The organism is Streptomyces sp. NPDC001156 (assembly GCF_053598275.1).
In genome coordinates this window covers 56,071-78,870 of the sequence record NZ_JBSFJX010000017.1, presented here as the reverse complement: position 1 = coordinate 78,870, position 22,800 = coordinate 56,071, and the positions used below count along the sequence as shown (strand labels likewise).

The following is a 22,800-nucleotide window of genomic DNA, read 5'->3' as shown; positions in this document are numbered from 1 at the left end:
CGCTCCTCACGTCTCCGTGCGGTACATCAGATCCGTCTCGTGGGTCGTGAAGCCGAGCCGCTCATAGACGGTGAGCGCCGCCTTGTTGTCCGCGTCGACATAGAGCATGGCGGTCGGCAGGGCCTGGGCAGCGAGGTGACGCAGGCCGATCGTGGTGAGGGCCCGGCCGAGGCCGCCGCCCTGGGCGCCAGGGCGGACGCCCAGCACGTAGACCTCGCCGAGCTGCTCCTCCGCGTGGACCTTGGTCCAGTGGAAGCCGATCAGCTCGGGGCCCTGTTCGCCCTCGCGTTCTGCCAGGAAGAAGCCCTGAGGGTCGAACCACGGCTCGGCCTTGCGGTCGTCGAGGTCGCGCTGGGTGAGAGAGCCTTGTTCGGGGTGGTGGGCGAAGGCCGCCGCATTGACGGCGAGCCAGGCCGCGTCGTCCTGGCCGGGCACGAAGGTGCGTACGGTCACGCCGTCGGGCAGCTTCGGCTCGGGCAGGTCGAGGTCGGTCAACGGGCGGCGCAGCTGCCGCAGTTCACGAAAGAGGGAGAGACCGAGAACCTGGGCGAGGTGCCGGGCGGCCGAGTGACCGCCGTGCGCCCACACCCGCAGTCGCTTGCCGGAGGTTGCAAGGAGCGCGGCGCCCAGGGCCCGGCCGTGCCCATGGCCGCGGTACGAGGGGTGCACGACCAGTTCGGCCGCCGGGGCCTCCACCGGGTCCGTGTCCTCCAACTGCGCATAACCGACGAGCGTGCCGTCGACCGACAACAGCAGATGGGACACGCCTTCCCGCTCACCGCCGCGCAGCTGCAGCCGCCCCTGTTCGGACACGGCCTGCTGGCCGTCCACCCGGGCGGCCTCGGCGAGCAGCGCGAGGACGGTCTCGGCTTGTTCGGGCGAGAGCGTCGTGACGGTCTCGAGGGAGCGGGGCAGTGCCGGGCGGTCGGTGTCGTCGCTGGTCATGGGTACGAGGGTAAGGGGAGGACCGGGGAAAGGGGAGGTAAAGGAAACCTGGTTGTAACCCTGAACCCCCTGTTGCGCTACGCGCGTTGACCCTAGGCTGCGCGGACCGCCGTCTTGGCACGCTCTTTACACAACGCGTGCGTTGGGGCCCGGCTGCGTGCACCGGGCAGCCCCCTGCGCACTTCACAGAGGGGGGCACATGCCGCCGATCTACCGGCACAGACGTCTTCACCGCATCCTGGGCGCCGCCGCGGGCCTGGCCACCGTCGGAGCCCTGGTGGCCGCGCTGCCGGCCGACGCCCACAGCAGCCGGCCCGGCCACGGTCACGAGTTCCCCGGCCGCTACCAGAACGTCCAGCTGCTGTCCTTCAACGACCTGCACGGCAACCTGGAGCCGCCGGCCGGCTCCTCGGGACGGGTCACCGAGCTCGAGAAGGACGGCACCACCAAGACCATCGACGCGGGCGGCGTCGAGTACCTCGCCACGCATCTGCGGCAGGCCCGCAAGGGCAACCCGTACTCCATCACCGCGGCCGCCGGTGACATGGTCGGCGCCTCGCCGTTGATCTCCGGGCTGTTCCACGACGAGCCGACCATCGACGCCCTCAACAAGCTGGACCTGGACGTCACCAGCGTCGGCAACCACGAGTTCGACGAGGGCGCGAGGGAACTGGCCCGGCTGCAGAACGGCGGCTGCCACCCCACGGACGGCTGCTACGACGACAGCGAGGAGTTCCAGGGGGCGAACTTCCCCTACCTCGCCGCGAACGTCACCGACGAGAAGACCGGCAAGCCGATCCTCAAGCCCTACTGGGTGTGGAAGAAGCACGGCATCAAGGTCGGCTTCATCGGCGTGACGCTCGAGGGCACCCCGGACATCGTCTCCGCGGAGGGCGTCAAGGGCCTGAAGTTCGGCGACGAGGTGGAGACGATCAACAAGTACGCCAAGGTGCTCCAGCGGCAGGGCGTCCAGTCGATCGTCGCCCTGGTGCACGAGGGCGGCGCGCCCGCGTCGGGCGCGTACAACTACGACTGCGACAGCCCGGGTGCGGGCGACGGCATCTCCGGTCCGATCGTCGACATCGCCCGGCATGTCACCCCGGCCGTGGACGCTCTGGTCACCGGCCACACCCACCAGGCGTACGTGTGCACGATCGACGACCCGGCGGGCCGCCCCCGCATGGTGACGTCGGCGTCCTCGTTCGGCCGGCTGTACACGGACACCACGTTGACGTACGACCGCTGGACCGGCGACATCGCCCGGACGGCCGTGAAGTCGGCGAACCACGTGGTCACTCGTGATGTCGCCAAGGCAGCCGACCTGACGGACCTGATCAACAAGTGGAAGACGCTCGCGGCCCCCGTCGCCTCCCGGCCCATTGGGTACATCGCGGGCGAGATCGGCAACAGCGGCACCGAGTCCCCGCTCGGCGACCTGATCGCGGACGCGCAGCTCGCGTACGCCAAGTCCCTCGACCCCAAGGCCGTCGTCGCGCTGATGAACCCCGGCGGCATCCGCGGGCCGCTCACCTACGCGGCGAGCGGTGGTGAGGGAGACGGTGTGGTGACGTACGGGGAGGCGTACACGGTCCAGCCGTTCGCCAACACGGTGAACCTGGTCGACCTGACCGGAGCCCAGCTGATCACGGCGCTGCAGCAGCAGGTCAGCGGGGCGAACGAGGCCTCGCCGAAGATCCTGCAGGTGTCCGGCGGCCTGACCTACACGCTGGACCTGACGAAGTCGGGTGCCGCGCGTGTGGTGGCGGACTCGGTGAAGCTGAACGGCACGGCGATCGACCCGGCCGCCACCTACCGCGTTGCCATGAACTCCTTCCTCGCGGGCGGCGGCGACGGCTTCGCGGAGCTCGGCAAGGGCGCGAACGTGCTGGTCGGTGGCGACGACCTGGCGGCCCTCGGCGCCTATCTGACGGCCAACTCGTCGGCCGCGGCGCCCTATCCGGTGCCGGCTGCGAACCGGATCACCCTGGTGCAGTGACCCGGGCGCACTGATCGACGGGCCTTCTGGCGGGCGGAGCCAAGCAGACCGACGGCAACCTGGTACTCGTACATGTCACTCTTTCGAGCGAGGCTATGAGTTTGCGCTGAGGCGACTTCGCGGGACCGGGGCCACGACGCGCAGCAGTCCCGCCGGGTTCCGGTCGACGCGCGGCGGTGAAGGGACGGCCTGATCAGGTAAGTTCGCCCGGTGCCGTCTCCGGTGGCGCGATCGACGCCCCCGGCAGCCGTACCGTCGCCACCGTGCCGCCGCCCTCCGCCGGCCGCAGGGACACCTCGCCGCCCGCCTGCTGGACCGTGCGGGCCACGATCGACAGGCCGAGGCCGGAGCCCGGCAGGGCGCGGGCCGAGGGGGAGCGCCAGAAGCGGTCGAAGACATGCGGCAGCTCCTCGGCCGCGATACCCGGGCCGTGGTCGCGGACCGTCAGGGCGCCGCGCAGCAGGGAGACCTCGATCGTGCCGCCCTCGGGGCTGAACTTCACCGCGTTGTCGAGGATGTTCACCACCGCCCGCTCCAGCGCGGTCGGCTCGGCCTGTACGTACCACGGCTGGAGGGTCGCCGTGATCGTCAGCTCCGGACCGCGCAGCCGGGCGCGGCGCAGCGCGGACTCCACGATGTCCTGCATCTCCACCACCTGCGCCTTGCCGGCGTGCTGGTCCTTCTCGGGACGCGACAGTTCCTGCAGGTCCCCGATGAGTGAGGCCAGTTCCGTCATCTGTGCCTTCACCGAGGCGAGCAGCGCCTTGCGGTCCTCCGCGGGGAGCGGACGGCCGGTCTCCTCGCTGCGGGTGAGGAGTTCGATGTTCGTCCGCAGTGACGTCAGCGGTGTGCGCAGTTCGTGGCCCGCGTCGGCGATCAGCTGTTGCTGCAGTTCGCGGGAGCTGGCGAGAGCCGAGGTCATCGAGTTGAAGGAGCGGGACAGGCGGGCGATCTCGTCCTCGCTCTCCTTGTCCACCGGGATGTGCGTGGTCAGGTCCTCGGTGCGGGCGATGTGCTCGACCGCCTCGGTGAGCTTGTCGACGGGGCGCAGGCCCGCACGGGCCACGGCCAGTCCGACGGCTCCGGCGGCCACGACGCCGAGGCCGGAGACGATGAGGAGGATCACGGCGAGGTCTTTGAGCGTCTTGTCCGTGTCCTTCAGCGGGTAGGCCCGGAGCAGGGCGTAGCCCGGGTAGAGCTGCGGGCCCGCCGGGCCGTCGCTCAGCAGGGGGGTCGTCAGCACCCGTACCGGGTTGCCCTTGCTGTCGGTGCTGTTGTGGAGGATGCCGTGGGTCGGGTTGGCGGCGATCTCCGTGTCGCTGTCCGTGACTTTCACCAGGCCGGCGGAGTTCTGGTAGACGCAGACCTGCCCGGTCGCACTGACGACCTGCGTGTAGTAGATGTTGACCTCGGGGCCGCGGTCGTCCTGCGGGGACGGGGTGGTCGTGCACTCGGCCCGGACGCTCGCCAGGCCTCCGGCCCGGACCGGTCCGCTGTTGCTCCTGAGGTTGCTGTCCACCTGCGCGTACAGCTTGCCCTGCACGATGAACCAGCAGCTCATCGACACCGCCGCCACACCGAACGCCACGGCCGCGGCCACCAGCAGGGCCAGCCGTGAGCGGAGTGGAAGAGAACGGACCCGCTTGATCACTCGACGCCGCCCTGCCGCAGGACGTAGCCCACACCCCGGACCGTGTGCACGATGCGCGGCTCGCCGCCCGCCTCCGTCTTGCGGCGCAGGTACATCACGTACACATCGAGGGAGTTCGACGACGGCTCGAAGTCGAAGCCCCATACGGCCTTCAGGATCTGCTCACGGGTCAGCACCTGGCGCGGATGCGCCATGAACATCTCCAGGAGCGTGAACTCGGTGCGGGTCAGCTCCACCGGCCGTCCGCCGCGGGTGACCTCACGCGTGGCCAAGTCCATGCGCAGGTCGGCGAAGGTCAGTGCCTCGTCCTCCGGCGCGCCGACCGCGGCGGCGGCGTACGAGCTCCGGCGCAGCAGGGCGCGGATACGGGCGAACAGCTCGTCCAGTTCGAACGGCTTGACCAGGTAGTCGTCGGCCCCGGCATCGAGGCCGGTGACGCGGTCGCCGACCGTGTCACGGGCGGTGAGCATGAGGATGGGTGTGGTGGTGCCCGCGCCGCGCATCCTGCGCGCGGCGGTGAGGCCGTCCATGCGCGGCATCTGGATGTCCAGGACGACCAGGTCGGGCTGGTAGGCGGTCGCCCTCTGCAGCGCGTCCGCGCCGTCCACGGCGACCTCGGTGTCGTAGCCCTCGAAGGCGAGGCTGCGCTGGAGTGCTTCGCGCACCGCCGGCTCGTCGTCCACGATCAGGATGCGCTGGGGTTCACGGTCGCCTTCGGCGGGGCTCATGGGTGTGGTGTTCCTCGAGATGCGGTGGGACGGGGCTGCACAGATTCAGCCTCGCACGTTTCCCGGCGGGGGACGGAAAGGACGGCTCGGGCTTTTCGCCGGGGACTCCTGGGCCGGGGGGCTCAGCCCAGGACCGCGGTGAGGCGGTTCAGCGGCACCTTGCGGCGGTGGACGCGTGCCGCGCTGGTGCGCAGGCCCATCAGCTGCGGCACGGCGACCTCCGGGACCCGGGGCTCGGGCGTCTTCATCACGATCCTCCGTGAGGTCCGTGCCGCGGGCGCGTGGAGTTCGTACGCCACGGCGAGGGCCAGGGAGACCCCGGCGGGGCCGACGGGAGCGGTCGCCTCGTGCAGAACCTGCTTGATCATGTCGTACTCCTTACCGATCGCCCGGCGGGACGCCCGCTTCAGCTCTGTGAGCCGGAGCGCAGTTTCGCCAGGTCGGACTTGACGGTGTTGATCGGGATGGCGAAGCCCAGGCCGACGCTGCCGGCGCTCGACGAGGTCGAGTCGGAAGCGTCCGAGTACATCGCCGAGTTGACGCCGATGATGTTGCCGTTCATGTCGATCAGGGCGCCGCCGGAGTTGCCCGGGTTCAGGGACGCGTCCGTCTGGATCGCCTTGTACGTCGTCGTGGACGAGCCTGTGTCGCCGTTGAACTGCCGGCCGCCGAACTCGAACGGCCACCGGCCGTTGCCCTGGTCCTGGTTCTCGTCGGTCGAGACCGTGACGTCGCGGTCGAGGGCGGAGACGATGCCGCTGGTGACGGTGCCGGTCAGGCCCTCGGGGGAGCCGATGGCAACGACCGTGTCGCCGACCTGGATGCCGTCGGAGTTGCCCAGCGTGGCGGTCTTCAGGCCGGAGGCGCCCTGCACCTTGATCAGCGCCAGGTCCTTGTTGCTGTCGGTCCCGACGAGCTGGGCGGGGTACGACTTGCCGTTGCTCGTCGTCACCTTGATCGAGGAGGCGCCGGAGATGACGTGGTTGTTGGTGATGATCTCGCCATTGCCCGTGATGATCACCCCGGAGCCGGTCGACTCGCCGGCGTTCGAGGTGGCACTGATCTCCACGATGCTCGGGCTGACCGCGGCGGCGACTCCGGCCACCGTGCCCCTCTTGCTCGAGGGCACCACGGTGGTGCTGGTGGAGCTGGAGGAGACGGTGGTCTTGCTGGTCAGCTCCTGGATGCCGTAGGCCGTGCCGCCGCCGATGGCCGCGGCGACGATCGCCACGGCGGCGACGAGGGCCAGGGGGCCCTTGGCGCGCTTGTTCGGCGTGGGCGCCCCGGAACCGCCGGGGACCGCGGTGAGGAGAGCCGTGTCACCGCCGCTGCCGTCGCCGCCGTGACCCGAGGCGGCCGTGGTCGGCTGCCGGCCCGGCCACACCGTGGTCCCCGGTTCGACGGTCACCGGCTGCGCCGGCTGGTACGCCGGCGGGGGCGGCCACTCGGGGTTCACGGGGGAGGAGGTGTGCTGCTGCCCAGGGTGTGCGAACTGGTGCCCGTCACCCTCGGGGTACTGGTACTCGCCGCTGCGGCGGTAGCTCTCGGTCATGTAATAGAGAGTGTCCCGGGATCATGAGAGCCACCTGAGTCGTCCCTGAGAAGCCCGACAGAACCGTGTATGCCCGATTTAAAGGCGGCTCGGAGTCGCCCCGGGGCGCTGTGAGAGCGGCTCCGATGGGCTCGGACCCGGGAAGCGTGTCCGGGGTGCGATGGGCCCAGAGAATCGCGACACCGAAGGTCAAGGAAACATCAGGTGTCCGACGGGCGAACATGTGTCTGACGCCTGTGCGATGAGTGTGCGAGGGAACTCCCGGGGCCTACGATCATGGCGCCGGAGGGGGGCTCCGCGGTTTCGCCCGACCGTTTCAGCGCTGCCATGCCATGCGTGCGCTGCGTCGGGCCGGTGTGTCGTTTGCCCTTCTCGGGCCCGTTTCTACGACATCACCCCAGGAGCCCTGAGTGATACGTGCCTTGCGCGGCCGCTGGAGACAGCCCGCCACAGCGCTCTCCGGGGCCGCCCTCGCGCTGGCCCTCGCCGGCGCCGGCGCCCTGGCGGCCCAGCCGGCCGCCGCCGCGGGCGGACTCCCGAAGCCCGGAGTACTCCAGCAGCAGACCACCACCCCGAAGCCGAAGGCCTCGGACAAGGAACTGCGCGACCGACTGCTCAACGCCGCCAGGAAGCAGGCGGCCCAGAACACGCAGCAGAAGCGACAGGCCGCCACCGGGGCACCTGCCGCCACCACCGGGTCGAGCAAGGTGTCCCCGTTCATCATCGGCGGCACCGAGACCACCATCGCCTCCGCGCCCTGGATGGTCCAGCTCGGCTACTACGACCCCGCCACCGACGAGGGCTACTTCTGCGGCGGCACCCTGGTCGCCCCGAACAAGGTCCTCACCGCCGCACACTGCGTCGCGGGCCTGAACTGGGCGAAGAACGGCACGGTGCTGGCCGGTGCCACCGCTCTCGACGACTACGCAAGCGGAACCGTCGCGGGCGTCATGCGTCAGTGGAGCCACCAGCACTACAACCCCGACACCGTCCAGAACGACATCGCCGTCCTCACCCTGGACCGCCCGCTGGAGCAGCGCTGGCTGCAGCTCGCGGCCTCGAACGACAGCGCGCTGTACCGCGCGGGCACCAGTGCCACGGTGTACGGCTGGGGCCTGACCGCGGGTGGCGGTTCGGATCTGTCCGCCAACCTGCGCAAGGCCACCCTGCCGCTGGTCGCCGACTCCACCTGCAACTCCGCCATGAATTCGGTCCTTGGTGCGGACTACTTCCGCGAGGGCTCGATGATCTGCGCCGGCACCCCGGCCACGGGCACCGACGAGGGCACCAAGAGCACCTGCAACGGTGACTCCGGCGGCCCGCTGGTGGTCGGCGGCAAGATCGTCGGCATCGTGTCGTGGGGCGTCGAGGGCTGCACGGCCCAGGGCGCCTACCCGGTCTTCACCAAGGTCTCCACGTACACCGTGGGCGCCCAGCCGCGCATCGACGACGCCGACCTGTCGTACGACGGCCGCGCCGACCTGCTGGCCCGTACGCCTTCGGGCGGTCTGTTCGAGCTGGACAGCAAGGGCACCTCGCTGGGGCGGGCCGCCTACCAGAGCAAGGGCTGGCAGACCATCAGCTGGGGTCTTCAGGCCGACCTGGACCGGGACTACTACCAGGACCTGATCATCCGCGACAAGGGCGACGGGAAGCTGTACCGCAGCTACTTCGACCACGCCTCGCAGGAGTTCACCTGGATGCAGATCAGCACGGTGTGGGGCGGCTACAAGTCGTACGCCATCCCGGGCGACATGACGGGTGACGGTCGCCCCGACCTGGTCGCGGTGGACTCCGACGGTTCCGTGTACCTCTACCCGGGCAAGGGCAACGGCCAGTTCAACGCCAAGATCAAGGTCGTCAGCAAGTCCTGGAAGGGCATGAAGATCTTCGGGCGCGGCGACTTCTCCGGCGACGGAAAGGCCGACCTGCTGGTCCGCTACCCGAACGGCACCCTGTACCTGTACCGCGGTACCCAGCAGGCGCACACGCCGTGGTCGCCCAGGATCCTGGCACGCACCGGCTGGAACTTCACCCAGTACGTCACCAACGGCGACGTGACGGGTGACGGTATCGCCGACGTCATCACTCGTGACTCCAGCGGCACGCTGTGGCTGTACCGGGGCACGAACAAGGCCTCCACCGGTCTCTTCGGCGCCCGTATCAAGCTGGGCACCGGCTTCAACGGCTACAACCTGCTGTTCTGAGCGCGCCGCGCGCAGCGTCTGTGACGGCCCGCCGGTTCACCGGCGGGCCGTTCCGCGTCCGGGACACCCGGCGGCGGCACCTCACTGCGGCAACCGGCCCTGGAAAGGCCGGTGTTCAAGGTCCGGGTGGACAACCGACAGCCCCGCCTGGGCGATCTCTCTCCGGGCCGGGCCGGGGAAGGTGTGCGCGGAGGTGAAGTCACCGCGGAACAGGCGGAGTTCGAGCAGTTCACGGAACCTGAGCAGGTGACGGAGCTCGAGGAGTTCGCAGAGGAGCGGTACCTCGGCAAGGGGAGAGCGGCCGTCGCATGTGGCACGGCAGAGGGCACGGCTCGGTCACGGTTCCTGGCAGCAGAGGCTCTCCGGCGGGGTGGCGGCCGGCCCCGGGTTCAGCCCTCGCACCCGCAGGAACGCCGCACGACCAGCCTGGACGGGAACAGCTTCAGCCGCTCCCGCCGGGACCCGGCGACCCGCAGCCCGTCGTCCAGCACCAGGTCGACGGCGGCCCGGGCCATCCCCGAGCGGTCCGAGGCGACGGTCGTCAGCGGCGGGTCGGTGAGCGCGGCTTCCTTGACGTCGTCGAAGCCGGCCACCGCCAGCTCGCCCGGCACGTCGATGCGCAGCTCGCGCGCCGCCCGCAGCACACCGATCGCCTGGTCGTCGGTGGAGCAGAAGACGGCCGGCGGACGGTTCGGGCCGGACAGCAGTTCGAGGGCCACTCGGTAGGCGTCGTAGCGGTTGTACGGCGCCTCGAAGAGCCGGCCCTCGGTCGGGATCCCGGCCTCCTGCATCGCGCGCCGCCAGCCTTCGACGTGGTCGGAGACCGGGTCGCCGACCGCCGGGGTCTGTGCGGTACCACCCACACAGGCGACGTACTCGTAACCGTGCTCCAGGAGGTGGCGGACGGCGAGCTGGGCGCCGCCGAGGTCGTCGGTGACGACGGCGACGTCGTCTATCGCCTCGGGCCGCTCGTGCAGCAGCACCACCCGGGCGTCCCACGCCTCGATCTCGGCGGCGGCGTGGTCGTTGAGCGCGTGGCTGACGAGGATCAGGCCCGAGACGCGCATACCGAGAAAGGCCCGCAGATAGTGGACCTCGCGCTCGGCCACGTAGTCGGTGTTGCCGACGAGGACCATCTTCCCGCGCTCGGCGGCGGCCTGCTCGACCGCGTGCGTCATCTCGCCGAAGAAGGGCTGCCGTGCATCGGGGACGATCATGCCTATGAGGTCCGTGCGCCGCGATGCCATGGCCTGGGCCACCCGGTCGGGCCGGTACCCCAGTTCCTTGATCGCGGCGAGGACACGCTCGCGCGTGGCCGGGGCGACCGGCCGGGGTCCGTTGTTGATGACGTAGCTCACGACGGCGGTGGACGTGCCCGCCAGCCTTGCCACATCGTCCCGAGTCACCTTGGCCACGCGCGGAGTCTACGCGGATGGACCGCCCCTGGGCAGGGCGTACGAGGTTCTATGCCTCAGCCGTGACCTCGGCCGCCGACACGGCCGCCGTCTCGTCCCCGTCCTGCGGTTTCGGCTGGGCCGCCCGGGCCCTCGCGTCCTCCGCCCCGCGGTCCCCCTTCTCGGGGGTGACGAACCGGTAGCCCACGTTGCGCACGGTGCCGATCAGCGACTCGTGCTCGGGTCCGAGCTTGGCCCGCAGCCTTCGTACGTGGACGTCGACCGTGCGTGTGCCGCCGAAGTAGTCGTAGCCCCAGACCTCCTGCAGCAGCTGGGCGCGGGTGAAGACGCGGCCCGGGTGCTGGGCGAGGTACTTCAGGAGCTCGAACTCCTTGAAGGTCAGATCCAGGACGCGGCCCTTGAGCTTGGCGCTGTAGGTCGCCTCGTCGACGGAGAGGTCGCCGTTGCGGATCTCCATCGGGGAGTCGTCGTTGACGAGCTGCTGGCGGCCCATGGCAAGACGCAGCCGCGCCTCCACCTCGGCGGGACCCGCGGTGTCCAGCAGGACGTCGTCGGTGCCCCAGTCGGCGGTGACGGCCGCGAGGCCGCCCTCGGTGACGACGAGGATCAGGGGGCAGCCGGGACCGGTGGACCGCAGCAGCTGGCACAGGCTGCGCACCTGGGGAAGGTCCCGGCGTCCGTCGATCAGGATGACGTCGGCGCCCGGGGTGTCGACCAGAGCGGGGCCCTCCGCCGGAGCCACTCGCACGTTGTGCAGGAGTAGGCCGAGAGCGGGAAGCACCTCCGTCGACGGCTGAAGGGCATTGGTCAGGAGCAGCAGAGAACTCATCGTGCCTCACCCGCCTTGGTCCACATATGTTTGTGCACGGTTCGCTCGCCCATAACGTCTGGTTCCTCCTCGGTCCCTGCGAGTGGGGCACCTCCCACGCCCTGAGGCCGTGGGGGAGTCTGCGGCACTGCTTCGTACGGTGGTGAATCCCGCGCCCGGGGACTCGCCTATGCGTTCCACAGCCCGTACACCAGCGGTTTCCCGCTTCGTATACAACGCTTCCGAAAGCACAAAAGGACCCGGGGGCTGCGCTGCCCGAGTCCTCTGCCCAGCAGAATAGCCCACATGAGCACTGGTCGGGCAGGTCATATGGCACCATCCACGATTCGTCCGCACTCTGAGACGGCACGTCGGGGGCCGGTACGGACGTTCCTGCGCACGGTCGACGGGGTGTCGATCGACGCCGCATACGATCCGGGCCCTTTTGCCTACGACACCGGACGTGCACCTTCCGGCCACCTCGGGGATCTCGTGATCGTCGTCGCGCACGGCTTCACCGGGGATCTGGAGCGACCCCACGTCCGCCGGGTGTCCGCCGCCCTCGCACGTCACGGCGCGGTGGTCACCTTTTCCTTCCGGGGCCACGGTGCGTCCGGGGGAAGGTCCACGGTCGGTGACCGCGAGGTGCTCGACCTGGCGGCCGCGGTGCGATGGGCGCGCGAGCTGGGGCACACGCGGGTGGCCACTGTCGGCTTCTCGATGGGCGGGTCCGTGGTGCTGCGGCACGCGGCGCTCCATCAGGAAGGAGCGCACCCGGACGCGGTGGTGTCCGTCAGCGCTCCCGCGCGCTGGTACTACCGGGGCACCGCCCCCATGCGGCGGCTGCACTGGCTGGTGACCCGTCCCGCAGGACGCCTGGTGGGCCGCTACGGTCTGCGCACCCGTATCCAACACCGCGGCTGGGAGCCAGTCCCGGTCTCGCCCGTGGAGTCCGTCCCCCTGATCGCGCCGACCCCGCTGCTGATCGTGCACGGTGACCAGGACGGCTACTTCCCCCTCGACCACCCCCGGATGCTGGCCGAGGCCGCCCCCGGACACGCGGAGCTGTGGCTGGAGCCCGGCATGGGCCACGCCGAGCACGCCAGCGACGACGAGCTGCTGGAGCGGATCGGCGCATGGGTCGTCTCCCGCGCGGGCTAGCCTGACCGTGTTCACCACGACCGAGTTGAGGAAGCAGATGGCAAAGGGCACGGTGCGCTACTGGGCCGCCGCCAAGGCCGCGGCCGGGACCGCCGAGGAGCCGTACGACGCGATCACGCTCGCGGAGGCGCTCGACACGGCCCGCGAGCGACACCCCGGCGAACTCGTCCGCGTTCTGCGGCGATGCTCCTTCCTCGTCGACGGTGATCCCGTGGGCACCCGTGAGCATGAGACGGTACGGCTGGCCGAGGGCGGCACGGTCGAGGTGCTCCCGCCGTTCGCAGGAGGATGAGCGAAGCGATGAGCAACCAGCCGTACGAGGGCTACGACCCCTATCAGCAGCAGCCCCACCCGCAGCAGGCGCAGCAGCAGGGGCGGTACGACCCGAACGCCGCGTATCCGCAACAGCAGCAGCCCTACGCGCAGCAGTGGGAGGGGCAGCCCTACGGGGCCGCACAGCCCCTGCCGCCCGAGGCCCAGAGCTACGGGCCGCACGGTTACCCGGCGTCCGGCGCCGACGGCCGCGCCCATCCGCCGGGCCCCGGCGGCACGATCGCCCAGGGTGGCGGCTGGGCGGCCGACCAGGGCGGCGGCTGGGCGGCGGCAGCCCAGGGTGGCGGCTGGGCGGCCGACCAGGGCGGCGGCTGGGCGGCGGCAGCCCAGGGTGGCGGCTGGGCGGCGGACCAGGGCGGCGGCGGTACCCGGACGACGACCGCGCCCCAGGCCCCGGTCGTCGACGTCTCCGCTCTCCCCGCCAACCAGCGGGCCCGGCTGGAGGGGCGCTCGCCGATCATCGAACCCGGGCTGCAGCCCGCCGCGCTGACCGCCGCGCTGGGGGCGCTGCTGGCCGGGGGCGCGGCTCTCGGGACGTACGCCCTGGTCGTACCGCTGGTGATCCTCCAGGGCGTGACGGCCGCGGGGTGGTTCCGGCTGAACGGCATGTGGCCGGCCCGTCAGGGCATCGCACTGGCGTTCCTGGGCGCGGTCACCGCGGACGTCGCTCTGCTCGTGGCCGGCCGGGAGCACGCGCCCGCCGCGATCCTCGGCACCCTCGGCGTGTGGGTGCTGCTCGCCCTCGTCCTGCAGCTGCGCTCGCACGCCGACCCGGACACGCGGATGCACGGCCTGATGGCGACCGTCGCCTCGGCCGCCCTGTCGATCGCCGCGGCGGGGCACCTCGCGGCCGCTGCGCACGCCGTCACCGTGGGCGCCGTGGCGGTCGCGGTGGCGGTCCTCGCGCGGGCGCTGCCGCTGCCGACCGCGGCCTCCGTGGTCGTGGCCCTGCTGGCGGCGGCGGGTGCGGGTATCGCGATGGGCGGCGCCACCGGCCTCGGCAGCTCCGGGGCCTTCCTCGGTCTGGCCGCGGGCGCGTGCGCCCTGATCGGCCACCGGGTGGCCTCCTACGACTATCCCTCGCGCTTCGTCCACTTCACGGCAGGCGTCGCCCTGCCGCTGACGGCGGCGGCGCCGGTGGTCTACCTGCTGGGGCGTGCCATCGGCTGACGGTGCCCGGCCGTGCGCGCCCGTTCGCACGGCCGGCCGCCGGATGCGTGTATGTCACAGGTGATCGACAATTCGGCGGCCGCCCGGCCGTGCAGGGTTACAGTCGCGCTCGGCGGTCACCCGGCCGTCAGCGACCGCCGTTGTCGATGACGGCGAGGTGGGGGAACACCGAGAATGCGCGCACTGCGGATACTGCTGATCGTCGCCGTCGTCCTGGGCGTTCTCTTCGTGATCGTGGACCGTGTCGCGGTGCACTTCGCGGAGAGCGAGGCCGCCGACAAGCTGAGGACCACCCAGAACCTGGCCCAGACCCCGGACGTGTCCATCAAGGGCTTCCCCTTCCTCACCCAGATGGCGGGCGGTGAGCTGGACGACGTCGAGGTCGGTATCAAGAACTACCAGACACCCACCGGCGACGGCGGCGAGCAGATCCGTATAGACGATCTGAACGCGGACATGAAGGACGTGAGGTTCTCCGGGGACTACAGCTCCGCCACCGCGGCCGACGCCACCGGCACCGCGCTCATCACGTACGACGAGCTGCTCAGGACGGCCAAGGCCGAGCCGACCCAGGCGGGGCCCGGTCTGACCGCCCGCGTGGTCGGCCTCTCGGACGGCGGCAACGGCAAGCTCAAGGTCGCGGTCGAGCCGACCTTCCTCGGCAAGAAGCTGCCCACGGTCTACGTGCTCAGCTCGGTCACCGTGCAGAACAACAAGATGAAGGTGCACGCCGACTCCCTGCCCAAGATCGCGGGCGTCGCGCCGGCCGAGGACCGGATACGGGCCGTCACCGACTTCCAGCAGGCGATCGACCAGCTGCCCGGCGGCATGCGACTGGACAAGGTGCAGGCGGCACCCGCTGGTGTGGAGGTCACGGTGAAGGGTTCGGACGTCAAGCTCGCGGGGTAGTACGACACATGGCCGTGGACGGCGGGTGTCCGTAGAGCGAGACGCCCGCGTCCGTACGGCAGATGGGACGACGGCCCGGGACGCCCGGGACGGCGCCGTGGAAGTCGTGTCACTCGATCGTTCCCATATCGTGGACGATCGCATCTCACCATGTGACACCCCGGTGACACGTCCGGCGGTCCGTCCCTACGATCGACACCATGCAGCGACAGGCGGATCTCACGAAGCGGCGGGCAGTAGACCTGTGCCGTGTCGCCGCCATGCTCTGTCGCACTTCCTGAACGGGAGAGCGGTCTCCCGCATCCCCGGCCCCGGACCTGACACCGGGCCATCCGTGTGCCGTGTACGCCACCGCCAAGCCGCGTATCACACCCTTTCCGACTCGCACACCCCGCCGCAACTGCCCCGGAGGAGAAAGAGCATGAGCCGCAGCGACGTCCTGGTCGACGCCGACTGGCTTCAGGAGCACCTGGACGACTCCGACATCGCCGTCGTCGAGGTCGACGAGGACACGTCGGCCTACGACAAGAACCACATCAAGAACGCCGTCCGGATCGACTGGACGAAGGACCTGCAGGACCCGGTCCGCCGCGACTTCATCGACCAGGCCGGCTTCGAGAAGCTGCTGTCGGAGAAGGGCATCGCCAACGACACGCTGGTGATCCTCTACGGCGGCAACAACAACTGGTTCGCGTCCTACGCCTACTGGTACTTCAAGCTGTACGGCCACGAGAACGTGAAGCTCCTGGACGGCGGCCGCAAGAAGTGGGAGCTGGACGCCCGCGAGCTGGTCGACGGCACCGAGGTGCCCGCGCGTCCGGCCACCGAGTACAAGGCCAAGCCGCAGGACGCGTCCATCCGCGCCTTCCGTGACGACGTGCTCGCCGCGATCGGCGTGCAGAACCTGGTGGACGTCCGCTCGCCCGACGAGTTCTCCGGCAAGCTGCTGGCTCCCGCGCACCTGCCGCAGGAGCAGTCGCAGCGTCCGGGCCACGTCCCGACCGCCCGCAACATCCCGTGGTCGAAGAACGCCAACGACGACGGCACCTTCAAGTCGGACGACGAGCTCAAGGAGCTCTACTCCGAGGAGAGCGTCGACCTGTCCAAGGACACCATCGCGTACTGCCGCATCGGTGAGCGCTCGGCGCTGACCTGGTTCGTCCTGCACGAGCTGCTCGAGGTCCCGAACGTCAAGAACTACGACGGCTCCTGGACCGAGTACGGCTCCCTCGTCGGCGTCCCGATCGAGCTCGGCGCCGCCAAGTAACCCCGGACTCCCGGACCTACCGAAGGAAGTACACATGTGTGGAGCGAAGGCCGGCGGCCCCGACGCCTCGACGATCAAGCCGGGTGAGACCACGATCCAGGGCCAGGTGACCCGCGACGGCGAGCCGGTCGTCGGGTACGTGCGCCTGCTGGACTCGACCGGCGAGTTCACCGCCGAGGTCCCGACCTCGGCGACCGGACAGTTCCGCTTCTACGCGGCCGAGGGCACCTGGACCGTACGCGCCCTGGTGCCGGGCGGCACCGCGGACCGCACGGTCGTCGCCCGGACGGGCGGCCTCGCGGAGGTCGCCATCGCCGTCTGACGGCACTCCACGACGGTCCGAGGGACCGTGCGTGCACGGCTGAAGGGCCGCATCCCCGGGGGTTGGACGATCGCCGGCAGGGGTGCGGCCCTTCGGCATGTGCGGGCATAGCCTGGGGGTATGTACGCACGACGGCGTCACGTCTACTTCGCCATGATGGCCACCTGCATCGGGTTGTTCGTCCTGGCCTGGGGAGTCGTACGGCTGTGGTCCATTCCCGCGGCCGTGGGGATGTGCGTGGTCGCGATGGTGATCCCGCCGCTGGCGGCCATGGTGGCGAACCGTCGCGGCCCCGACGACCGCTGGTGGGACGACCCGTCCGGGGACCCGAAGTCCGACGAGTGGTGGGACGAGCTGGACGGCAAGAAGCGGCACTAGCCGGTGTCCGGCGCCTTTGCCGGGCACGCCTCAGTACACGAGTGCCTGAGTGTCCTCCGCCAGCGCCTCCTGGACGAACAGCTGCGAGCCCGCGATCCGTACGCCGTCGATGACGTCCTTCTCCGTGATGTCGCGGCGGGCCGCGCACTGGGTGCACAAGGTGATCCGCCCGGCCGCCATGATCGCCTCGATCAGGTCGGTGAGAGGCGCCGCGTGCGGAAGCTCGAACTCCGCGGCCCGGCCCGGCAGCGCGAACCACGAGGACTCACCGGTCAGCCAGAGCGAGACGTCGACTCCACTGGCCACCGCGACGGACGCCACGGTGAACGCCTGGGAACAGCGCTCGGGCGCGTCCGATCCTGCCGTCACTTTGATCACGAGCTTCTTCGCCATGCCTGAATCGTAATCAACTCCTTTACAACTCCTAACGTTACCCATGGGTCTCCTGTGAGGCGCGGACACAAGATCGCGCTTCACGTTCCGTGGGGGGACGTCTTGGAAGAGCAGGAAAGACCCGAAGAACAGCCGGAAAGTCCCGTCGTGGCACCGGAAACACCGGAAACACCGGACACACCGGGAGCGCAGGTGCCGGAGGGCGCCGAGGGCCCGGCCGGAGGACGGGAGCAGGCACCGGAGGGGCCCGTGGACGGCGCACCCCGCCGTCGTCGGCGCGGCCGGACCGCCATGCTCATCGGCGGTGCCGCCGTCCTCGGCATCGTCACCGGCACCTGCACGGGCTATGTCGTGCAGGCGGGCCGTACGCCCACGCCGCTGCCGCCGCTGTCCCAGCCGGTGGTGAAGCAGGCCAAGGGAGAGGTGGAGCCGCTGTCGGCCGCGCAGGACCGCCGTGTGAAGACCGACGGCGACCTGCGCAAGCTGCTGGTCCAGCGGCCGGCCGGGGCCCGGAAAGCCCCGTACTCGGTGAGTGACGACGGCTGGTTGAGCCTCGCCTCGTACGCGGAGACCTACGAGAAGCCGGACCGGGCCTTCACCGACCAGATCGCGAGCGAGTTCCGGCGCGCGGCCATCACCTCCTGGCGGACGACCGACACGCACTACGTCGAGATCCACCTCGTCCAGTACCGGCAGGAGGAGGACCTGGACGCCGCTGATCAGGCGGAGAACGGATCGTACTGGGCGGAACGGGACTCCGGCTCGCACGGCTGGCCGATCCCCGGTACGGGCGACGGCATGGCATACGTGGACTCGACGCCCGAGCAGAAGCCGGGCTATCTCCCGTTGTACTCGGCCGAGGCGCATGCCTGGCGCGGTGACATCTCCGTCGACGTCTTCGTCACCGACACCAAAGCGATCACCAAGAAGGAGATCATGAGCCTGGCCGAGCGGCAGATGGGACGGCTGTGAGCGAGAACCCGCAGAATCCCGTACCCGTCGGACCGGTGGACGAGGCCGGACAGCCGGGGCTCGTGGCCCCGGCCGGAGAGCCGCCCGTGGCGCCGGCGGCGGCCGCACCCGACACCGCGCGACCTGGCCGCCGCCGACGCGTCGGCGCGATCGCCGGAAGCGCCGTGCTGCTCCTCGCGGTGCTCGGCGGCGCCGGGTACACCGTGGTCACCGTTCAGAACGCCGACCGCGATCCGGGCGCGCCGGTCTGGCGTCTGCCGGAGGCCAAGGCGGAAAAGAAGGTCCATGCCGAGGCCACCGGCCTCAAGGGCATGCTGCTGCCCTTCGGCACCAGCGGCTACGGCCGCGGTCCGGACATGGGCGAGTTCGGCTCGGACGCCGAGCTGAGTGGCGGGCAGGCCACCGAGCTGCGCAAGGAGTCGCTCCGCACCCTGCCCCGCTCCCAGCGGCTGCGGCTGGAGAAGGAGATCGACAAGCAGCACATCCAGGGCATGGCGATGCGCAGCTACCTCAGTTCGGAGAGCGCGACCGCCTCCACCGCGTACGCGGAGGACGCCTTCACTGTCGAGATCGTGCTGTCCCGGATGGAGAGCCAGCGGACGGTGCGTTCCATCGCGGCCTTCCAGCAGGAGTTCCTCGGCGCCATGAAGGTGTTCCGGGCGGGGCCGACGATCGAGGGCCACAAGAACGCCCGCTGCTTCCTGCCGCCGACGGTCCGCGACGAGAAGATCGACCTCATGGTCTGCTCCGCGTACGAGGGCGACGTCCTGGTCAGCGCCACCGTGTCCGGGGCCAAGCCACTGGACAAGAAGGGCGCGGCGGCCCTGCTCCGCGCACAACTGGACCGCATCAAGGACCCCGGGGAGGCGGTATGACCGAGCAGCAGACCACGGATCACCCGGTGGTGCCGGAGAGCCCGATCGATGCCGCGGCCATGCGGCCGATGGCCGCTCCCCCGGTGCCCGAGGCGGCTCCGGCGGAGGCCGGCGGTGCCGGCGCGTTCGCCGTTGCTGGGCTGCCGCCCGCGAAGAAGGACCGCCGGGTGCTGAGGGGCGTGCTGCGCTGGACCGCGGCCGTCGCCGTCTTCGCGGCCGTCGGCGCGTCCGCGGCGTTCGGCATCACGAGCATGGACCGTACGGACGTGCCCGGCCTCGCCACCGAGGCGGACGGGCGCTGGACCTTCCCCGAGATCGTCCGGCCGCCGCTGCCGTCCGGCAGCCCCGGTCCGTTCGCCGAGGCCAACGTGGTCGGCTCGCACTACGCCGACCTGCGGGCCCTGGTGCTGCCCGCCCCCGCGGGAGCCCAGGAGGACAAGGCGCTGCGCGGGAAGGACGGCTGGCTGCCGACCGAAAACTTCCTCGCGGAGTACTCCGACAAGCAGGACCGCAAGGAGTTCGGCCAGCGACTGACCGACCACGGTCTGCGGCACATCGCGGCCCGGGGCTGGACCACGCAGGACGGCACGCACACCCGGATCTACCTGCTCCACTTCGACACCGCGACCGTCGTGGACGACCTCGCCTCGAACAAGTTCGCGAGCTTCAACAGCCTGGAGTACGCGATCCGCGACGCCCACGACTCCGTCATGGACAGCGCCTTCCCCGGTGAGGCCCGGATCAGGGACATCTCCCGCTCCGTCTACGTCGAGCCCAAGCCGTACGGCGCCCAGCAGGTCCGTCAGGCCTACCTCCGCGCCGGTGACGTCTTCGCCGTGATCATCCAGTCCCGCAAGGGCACCACCCCCGCCGTGCCCTTCCAGCAGACGGTGACCCTGCAGACCGAGTTGCTCGACTGAGCCTGCGGGCACCTCGCCAAGAGGGCTGGGCCCCGGCCTACTAAGCTGGGGCCCAGCCCTGTGTACGTACCGCACCCTGCTCAACCGAGGAGCACCCTGTGGAGATCTTCTTCGAAACCCTGCTGGTCCTGGTCTGCCTCGGCGTGCTCGCCTTCGCCGGACTGACCGTGAAGAAGCTGTACGAGGGCCAGCGCTGAGCCCCGTACCCCCGGTGTACACGACCTCCACGACGAAAAGCTGCTCATGATCGAGATTCCGTCCGACCTCCACAAGGACCTCGTCCCTCTGGCCTTCCTGCTGGGCAACTGGGCAGGGGCGGGCGTGCACGACTTCCCCGGCTCCGAGAAGTGCAACTTCGGCCAGGAGGTGTCCTTCACCCACGACGGGCGGGACTTCCTCGAGTACCACTCCCACAGCTGGGTGCTGGACGGCGAGGGGAACAAGGTCAGGCCGTTGGAGACCGAGGCCGGCTACTGGCGGATCGACGCGAACCGCAAGGTCGAGGTCACCATGGCCCGCGACGACGGGGTCGTCGAGGTCTGGTATGGCGAGCTGGCCGTGAAGAAGCCGCAGATCGACATCGCCACGGACGCCGTCGCCCGGACGGCGGCATCGGGCCCGTACACCGGCGGCAAGCGGCTGTACGGATACGTCAACAGCGATCTCATGTGGGTGGGCGAGAAGCAGACCCCGGAGGTCCCGCTGCGTCCCTATATGTCGGCCCATCTGAAGAAGGTCGTCACCCCGGAGGACGTCGAGCGTTGGGCGAAGGCGCTGCCCGACGACCTTCCGGACGACGGGATCGCCTTCTTCAAGTAGTTCTAGACTTTCCAGTGTGGTGAGCACCGACTGGAAGAGCGATCTGCGGCAGCGCGGCTACCGGCTGACCCCGCAGCGGCAACTCGTGCTCGAAGCCGTGGACACTCTGGAGCACGCGACCCCCGACGACATCCTCGGCGAGGTGAGGAAGACGGCGTCGGGGGTCAACATCTCCACCGTCTACCGGACCCTGGAGCTCCTGGAGGAGCTCGGTCTCGTCAGCCACGCCCACCTCGGGCACGGCGCGCCGACCTATCACCTCGCGGACCGGCACCACCACATCCACCTGGTCTGCCGTGACTGCATGAACGTCATCGAGGCCGACCTCGACGTGGCCGCCGAGTTCACCGCGAAGCTCCGCGACACCTTCGGTTTCGAAACCGATATGAAGCACTTCGCGATCTTCGGCCGGTGCCGGGACTGTTCCCTCAAGAATTCAACTACCCCATCGTAGGCTGGACGGTATGAAGAGTCCTCTGCTGTCCCTGCCCGGCGCCGTCCCCGGCGAGGGAGTGGACGAAGGCGTCGCCGCCCACTACGGCGACCTGTTCCGCGAGCAGCGTGCGCTTGCCGACGGCTCCGGATTCGTGGATCTCTCGCACCGCGGCGTCATCGCCGTCAGCGGCGAGGACCGGCTGAGCTGGCTGCACCTTCTGCTCACCCAGCACGTCAGCGAACTGCCGCCCCACCAGGCCACCGAGGCGCTCGTCCTGTCCGCGCACGGCCACATCGAGCACGCGCTGTACCTGGTCGACGACGGCAAGACGGTCTGGGCCCATGTCGAGCCCGGCACCCAGGCCGCCCTCGCCGCCTACCTGGAGTCGATGAAGTTCTTCTACCGGGTCGAAGTAGCCGACCGGACGGACGACTTCGCGGTCGTGCACCTGCCGGCCGGTTCGATCGCCGAGGCACCCGAAGGCGTCGTGGTCCGTGAGACCCCGCACGGCCGCGATCTCTTCCTCCCGCGTGCCGACCTGGAGTCGTACGCGGAGAAGAACGGTCCCGCGGCCGGGCTGCTCGCCTACGAGGCGCTGCGCGTCGAGCACCACCGCCCCCGCCTCGGCTTCGAGACCGACCACCGCACCATCCCGCACGAGCTGGGCTGGATCGGCTCGGCCGTGCATCTGCAGAAGGGCTGCTACCGCGGCCAGGAGACGGTCGCCCGGGTGCAGAACCTGGGCAAGCCGCCGCGCCGGCTGGTCTTCCTGCACCTCGACGGCAGTGAGGTCCACCTGCCGCCGCACGGCACCGAGCTGCACCTCGCGGACGAGGGCCCGGACGGCCGCAAGGTCGGCTTCGTGACGACGTCGGTACGCCACCACGAACTGGGCCCGATCGCCCTCGCCCTGGTCAAGCGGAACGTCCCGGTCGACGCTCGGCTGGTCGCGGACTCGACGGCGGCGGCACAGGAAGTGGTCGTGGAGCCGTAGGGCTCAGATCTCCAGCAGCACGGTGAACGGGCCGTCGTTCGTCAGTGACACGCGCATCTGCGCACCGAACCGGCCCGTCGCCACCGTCGCGCCCAGCGAACGGAGTTGGGCCACCACCTCGTCGACGAGCGGCTCGGCCACATCGCCCGGGGCGGCCGCGTTCCAGGTGGGGCGGCGGCCCTTGCGGGCGTCGCCGTAGAGCGTGAACTGGCTGATCACCAGCAGCGGCGCGTCGATGTCGGAGCAGGACTTCTCGTCGTGCAGCATGCGGATCGACCAGAGCTTGCGGGCGAGCTGGGCCGCCTTCTCCTTGGTGTCCTCGTGCGTGACCCCGACGAGCACGCACAGACCCTCCCCGCTGATCTCGCCGACCGTCTCGCCGTCCACGACGACGCTCGCGCCGTCCACCCTCTGCACCACCGCACGCATGCCGACCATCATGCCGTGTCGCTCGAGGACACCGGGAAGCGGTCGTCCGCGGTCCCCGGGTCTTCTCGCCACGGCTCACGAACGCATCCGCGCGATGTCCTGCGGTGATCTCTTAAGAGG

The 22,800-nt window shown here is 70.2% G+C and carries 25 protein-coding genes; 16 read left to right on the top strand and 9 right to left on the bottom strand.

Annotation, left to right across the window (positions count from 1 at the left end; translation table 11 throughout):
- Window positions 1–6 precede the first annotated feature (6 nt).
- A complete protein-coding gene (gene mshD, locus ACWDA7_RS12075; protein WP_450604008.1) occupies window positions 7–945 on the bottom strand; it encodes a mycothiol synthase in 939 nt (312 codons plus the stop codon).
- A gap of 199 nt (window positions 946–1,144) precedes the next feature.
- Here mshD and ACWDA7_RS12070 point away from each other — a divergent pair, with 199 nt between their 5' ends.
- Window positions 1,145–2,941: a bifunctional metallophosphatase/5'-nucleotidase gene (locus ACWDA7_RS12070; RefSeq protein WP_450604007.1), complete on the top strand. Its 1,797-nt coding sequence runs from the start codon at window positions 1,145–1,147 to the stop codon at window positions 2,939–2,941.
- Between the two features lie 193 nt (window positions 2,942–3,134).
- On the opposite strand, the gene ACWDA7_RS12065 is transcribed toward ACWDA7_RS12070, so the two are convergent.
- The 4 genes from ACWDA7_RS12065 to ACWDA7_RS12050 all read right to left on the bottom strand — a co-directional run bounded on the left by ACWDA7_RS12065 (window position 3,135) and on the right by ACWDA7_RS12050 (window position 6,872).
- Window positions 3,135–4,592 (bottom strand): sensor histidine kinase, encoded by a 1,458-nt coding sequence (locus ACWDA7_RS12065; RefSeq protein ID WP_450604005.1) that lies wholly within the window; start codon window positions 4,590–4,592, stop codon window positions 3,135–3,137.
- Window positions 4,589–5,320, bottom strand: coding sequence for a response regulator transcription factor (locus ACWDA7_RS12060; protein WP_450604004.1), 732 nt, complete (start codon window positions 5,318–5,320; stop codon window positions 4,589–4,591). Before ACWDA7_RS12060 ends, ACWDA7_RS12065 begins: the two co-directional genes overlap by 4 nt.
- Window positions 5,321–5,442: 122 nt before the next feature.
- Window positions 5,443–5,688, bottom strand: a complete 246-nt coding sequence (locus ACWDA7_RS12055; RefSeq protein WP_450604003.1) for a hypothetical protein — start codon at window positions 5,686–5,688, stop codon at window positions 5,443–5,445.
- Between the two features lie 38 nt (window positions 5,689–5,726).
- Entirely contained in the window at window positions 5,727–6,872 is a 1,146-nt protein-coding gene (locus tag ACWDA7_RS12050; RefSeq protein ID WP_450604002.1) for a S1C family serine protease, read from the bottom strand.
- Window positions 6,873–7,282: 410 nt separating this feature from the next.
- On the opposite strand from ACWDA7_RS12050, the gene ACWDA7_RS12045 reads away from it, so the two are divergent.
- Window positions 7,283–9,079 carry a trypsin-like serine protease gene (locus tag ACWDA7_RS12045; RefSeq protein WP_450604001.1) on the top strand — a complete coding sequence of 599 codons (1,797 nt, stop codon included), beginning with the start codon at window positions 7,283–7,285 and terminating at the stop codon, window positions 9,077–9,079.
- A 389-nt stretch (window positions 9,080–9,468) separates the two neighbouring features.
- Here the strand turns inward: ACWDA7_RS12045 and ACWDA7_RS12040 are convergent, their stop codons facing one another.
- Window positions 9,469–10,494 carry a LacI family DNA-binding transcriptional regulator gene (locus ACWDA7_RS12040; protein ID WP_359403491.1) on the bottom strand — a complete coding sequence of 342 codons (1,026 nt, stop codon included), beginning with the start codon at window positions 10,492–10,494 and terminating at the stop codon, window positions 9,469–9,471.
- Between the two features lie 49 nt (window positions 10,495–10,543).
- On the bottom strand, window positions 10,544–11,323 hold the full coding sequence (locus ACWDA7_RS12035; RefSeq protein WP_450604000.1) for a winged helix-turn-helix transcriptional regulator: 780 nt from the start codon (window positions 11,321–11,323) through the stop codon (window positions 10,544–10,546).
- 285 nt (window positions 11,324–11,608) lie between these two features.
- On the opposite strand from ACWDA7_RS12035, the gene ACWDA7_RS12030 reads away from it, so the two are divergent.
- The 8 genes from ACWDA7_RS12030 to ACWDA7_RS11995 all read left to right on the top strand — a co-directional run bounded on the left by ACWDA7_RS12030 (window position 11,609) and on the right by ACWDA7_RS11995 (window position 16,842).
- A complete protein-coding gene (locus tag ACWDA7_RS12030) occupies window positions 11,609–12,463 on the top strand; it encodes an alpha/beta hydrolase (RefSeq protein WP_450603999.1) in 855 nt (284 codons plus the stop codon).
- A 37-nt stretch (window positions 12,464–12,500) separates the two neighbouring features.
- Window positions 12,501–12,755: a MoaD/ThiS family protein gene (locus ACWDA7_RS12025; RefSeq protein WP_359403602.1), complete on the top strand. Its 255-nt coding sequence runs from the start codon at window positions 12,501–12,503 to the stop codon at window positions 12,753–12,755.
- Window positions 12,756–12,763: 8 nt separating this feature from the next.
- On the top strand, window positions 12,764–13,966 hold the full coding sequence (locus ACWDA7_RS12020; RefSeq protein WP_450603998.1) for a hypothetical protein: 1,203 nt from the start codon (window positions 12,764–12,766) through the stop codon (window positions 13,964–13,966).
- Between the two features lie 174 nt (window positions 13,967–14,140).
- Complete coding sequence (locus tag ACWDA7_RS12015; RefSeq protein WP_450603997.1) at window positions 14,141–14,875, top strand: LmeA family phospholipid-binding protein; 735 nt, start codon at window positions 14,141–14,143, stop codon at window positions 14,873–14,875.
- A 200-nt stretch (window positions 14,876–15,075) separates the two neighbouring features.
- Window positions 15,076–15,156 carry a putative leader peptide gene (locus ACWDA7_RS12010; protein ID WP_355139345.1) on the top strand — a complete coding sequence of 27 codons (81 nt, stop codon included), beginning with the start codon at window positions 15,076–15,078 and terminating at the stop codon, window positions 15,154–15,156.
- A 140-nt stretch (window positions 15,157–15,296) separates the two neighbouring features.
- Complete coding sequence (locus ACWDA7_RS12005) at window positions 15,297–16,142, top strand: sulfurtransferase (protein WP_450603996.1); 846 nt, start codon at window positions 15,297–15,299, stop codon at window positions 16,140–16,142.
- Between the two features lie 34 nt (window positions 16,143–16,176).
- A complete protein-coding gene (locus tag ACWDA7_RS12000; protein WP_134033173.1) occupies window positions 16,177–16,464 on the top strand; it encodes a DUF1416 domain-containing protein in 288 nt (95 codons plus the stop codon).
- 120 nt (window positions 16,465–16,584) lie between these two features.
- Entirely contained in the window at window positions 16,585–16,842 is a 258-nt protein-coding gene (locus tag ACWDA7_RS11995; RefSeq protein ID WP_359406063.1) for a DUF3099 domain-containing protein, read from the top strand.
- A 30-nt stretch (window positions 16,843–16,872) separates the two neighbouring features.
- Here the strand turns inward: ACWDA7_RS11995 and ACWDA7_RS11990 are convergent, their stop codons facing one another.
- A complete protein-coding gene (locus ACWDA7_RS11990; protein WP_359406061.1) occupies window positions 16,873–17,235 on the bottom strand; it encodes a DsrE family protein in 363 nt (120 codons plus the stop codon).
- A 147-nt stretch (window positions 17,236–17,382) separates the two neighbouring features.
- Between ACWDA7_RS11990 and ACWDA7_RS11985 the strand changes: the two genes are divergently transcribed.
- From ACWDA7_RS11985 to ygfZ, 6 genes are all read left to right on the top strand, one after another.
- A complete protein-coding gene (locus ACWDA7_RS11985) occupies window positions 17,383–18,207 on the top strand; it encodes a hypothetical protein (protein WP_450603995.1) in 825 nt (274 codons plus the stop codon).
- On the top strand, window positions 18,204–19,082 hold the full coding sequence (locus tag ACWDA7_RS11980; protein WP_450603994.1) for a hypothetical protein: 879 nt from the start codon (window positions 18,204–18,206) through the stop codon (window positions 19,080–19,082). The genes ACWDA7_RS11985 and ACWDA7_RS11980 overlap by 4 nt, the downstream gene beginning before the upstream one ends.
- Window positions 19,079–20,002 carry a hypothetical protein gene (locus tag ACWDA7_RS11975; protein ID WP_450603993.1) on the top strand — a complete coding sequence of 308 codons (924 nt, stop codon included), beginning with the start codon at window positions 19,079–19,081 and terminating at the stop codon, window positions 20,000–20,002. Before ACWDA7_RS11980 ends, ACWDA7_RS11975 begins: the two co-directional genes overlap by 4 nt.
- Window positions 20,003–20,245: 243 nt before the next feature.
- Window positions 20,246–20,821: an FABP family protein gene (locus ACWDA7_RS11970; RefSeq protein WP_450603992.1), complete on the top strand. Its 576-nt coding sequence runs from the start codon at window positions 20,246–20,248 to the stop codon at window positions 20,819–20,821.
- Between the two features lie 16 nt (window positions 20,822–20,837).
- Window positions 20,838–21,275, top strand: a complete 438-nt coding sequence (locus tag ACWDA7_RS11965) for a Fur family transcriptional regulator (protein WP_450603991.1) — start codon at window positions 20,838–20,840, stop codon at window positions 21,273–21,275.
- A 10-nt stretch (window positions 21,276–21,285) separates the two neighbouring features.
- Complete coding sequence (gene ygfZ, locus ACWDA7_RS11960) at window positions 21,286–22,251, top strand: CAF17-like 4Fe-4S cluster assembly/insertion protein YgfZ (RefSeq protein WP_450603990.1); 966 nt, start codon at window positions 21,286–21,288, stop codon at window positions 22,249–22,251.
- 3 nt (window positions 22,252–22,254) lie between these two features.
- On the opposite strand, the gene dtd is transcribed toward ygfZ, so the two are convergent.
- On the bottom strand, window positions 22,255–22,680 hold the full coding sequence (gene dtd / locus ACWDA7_RS11955; protein ID WP_359406042.1) for a D-aminoacyl-tRNA deacylase: 426 nt from the start codon (window positions 22,678–22,680) through the stop codon (window positions 22,255–22,257).
- Window positions 22,681–22,800 lie beyond the last annotated feature (120 nt).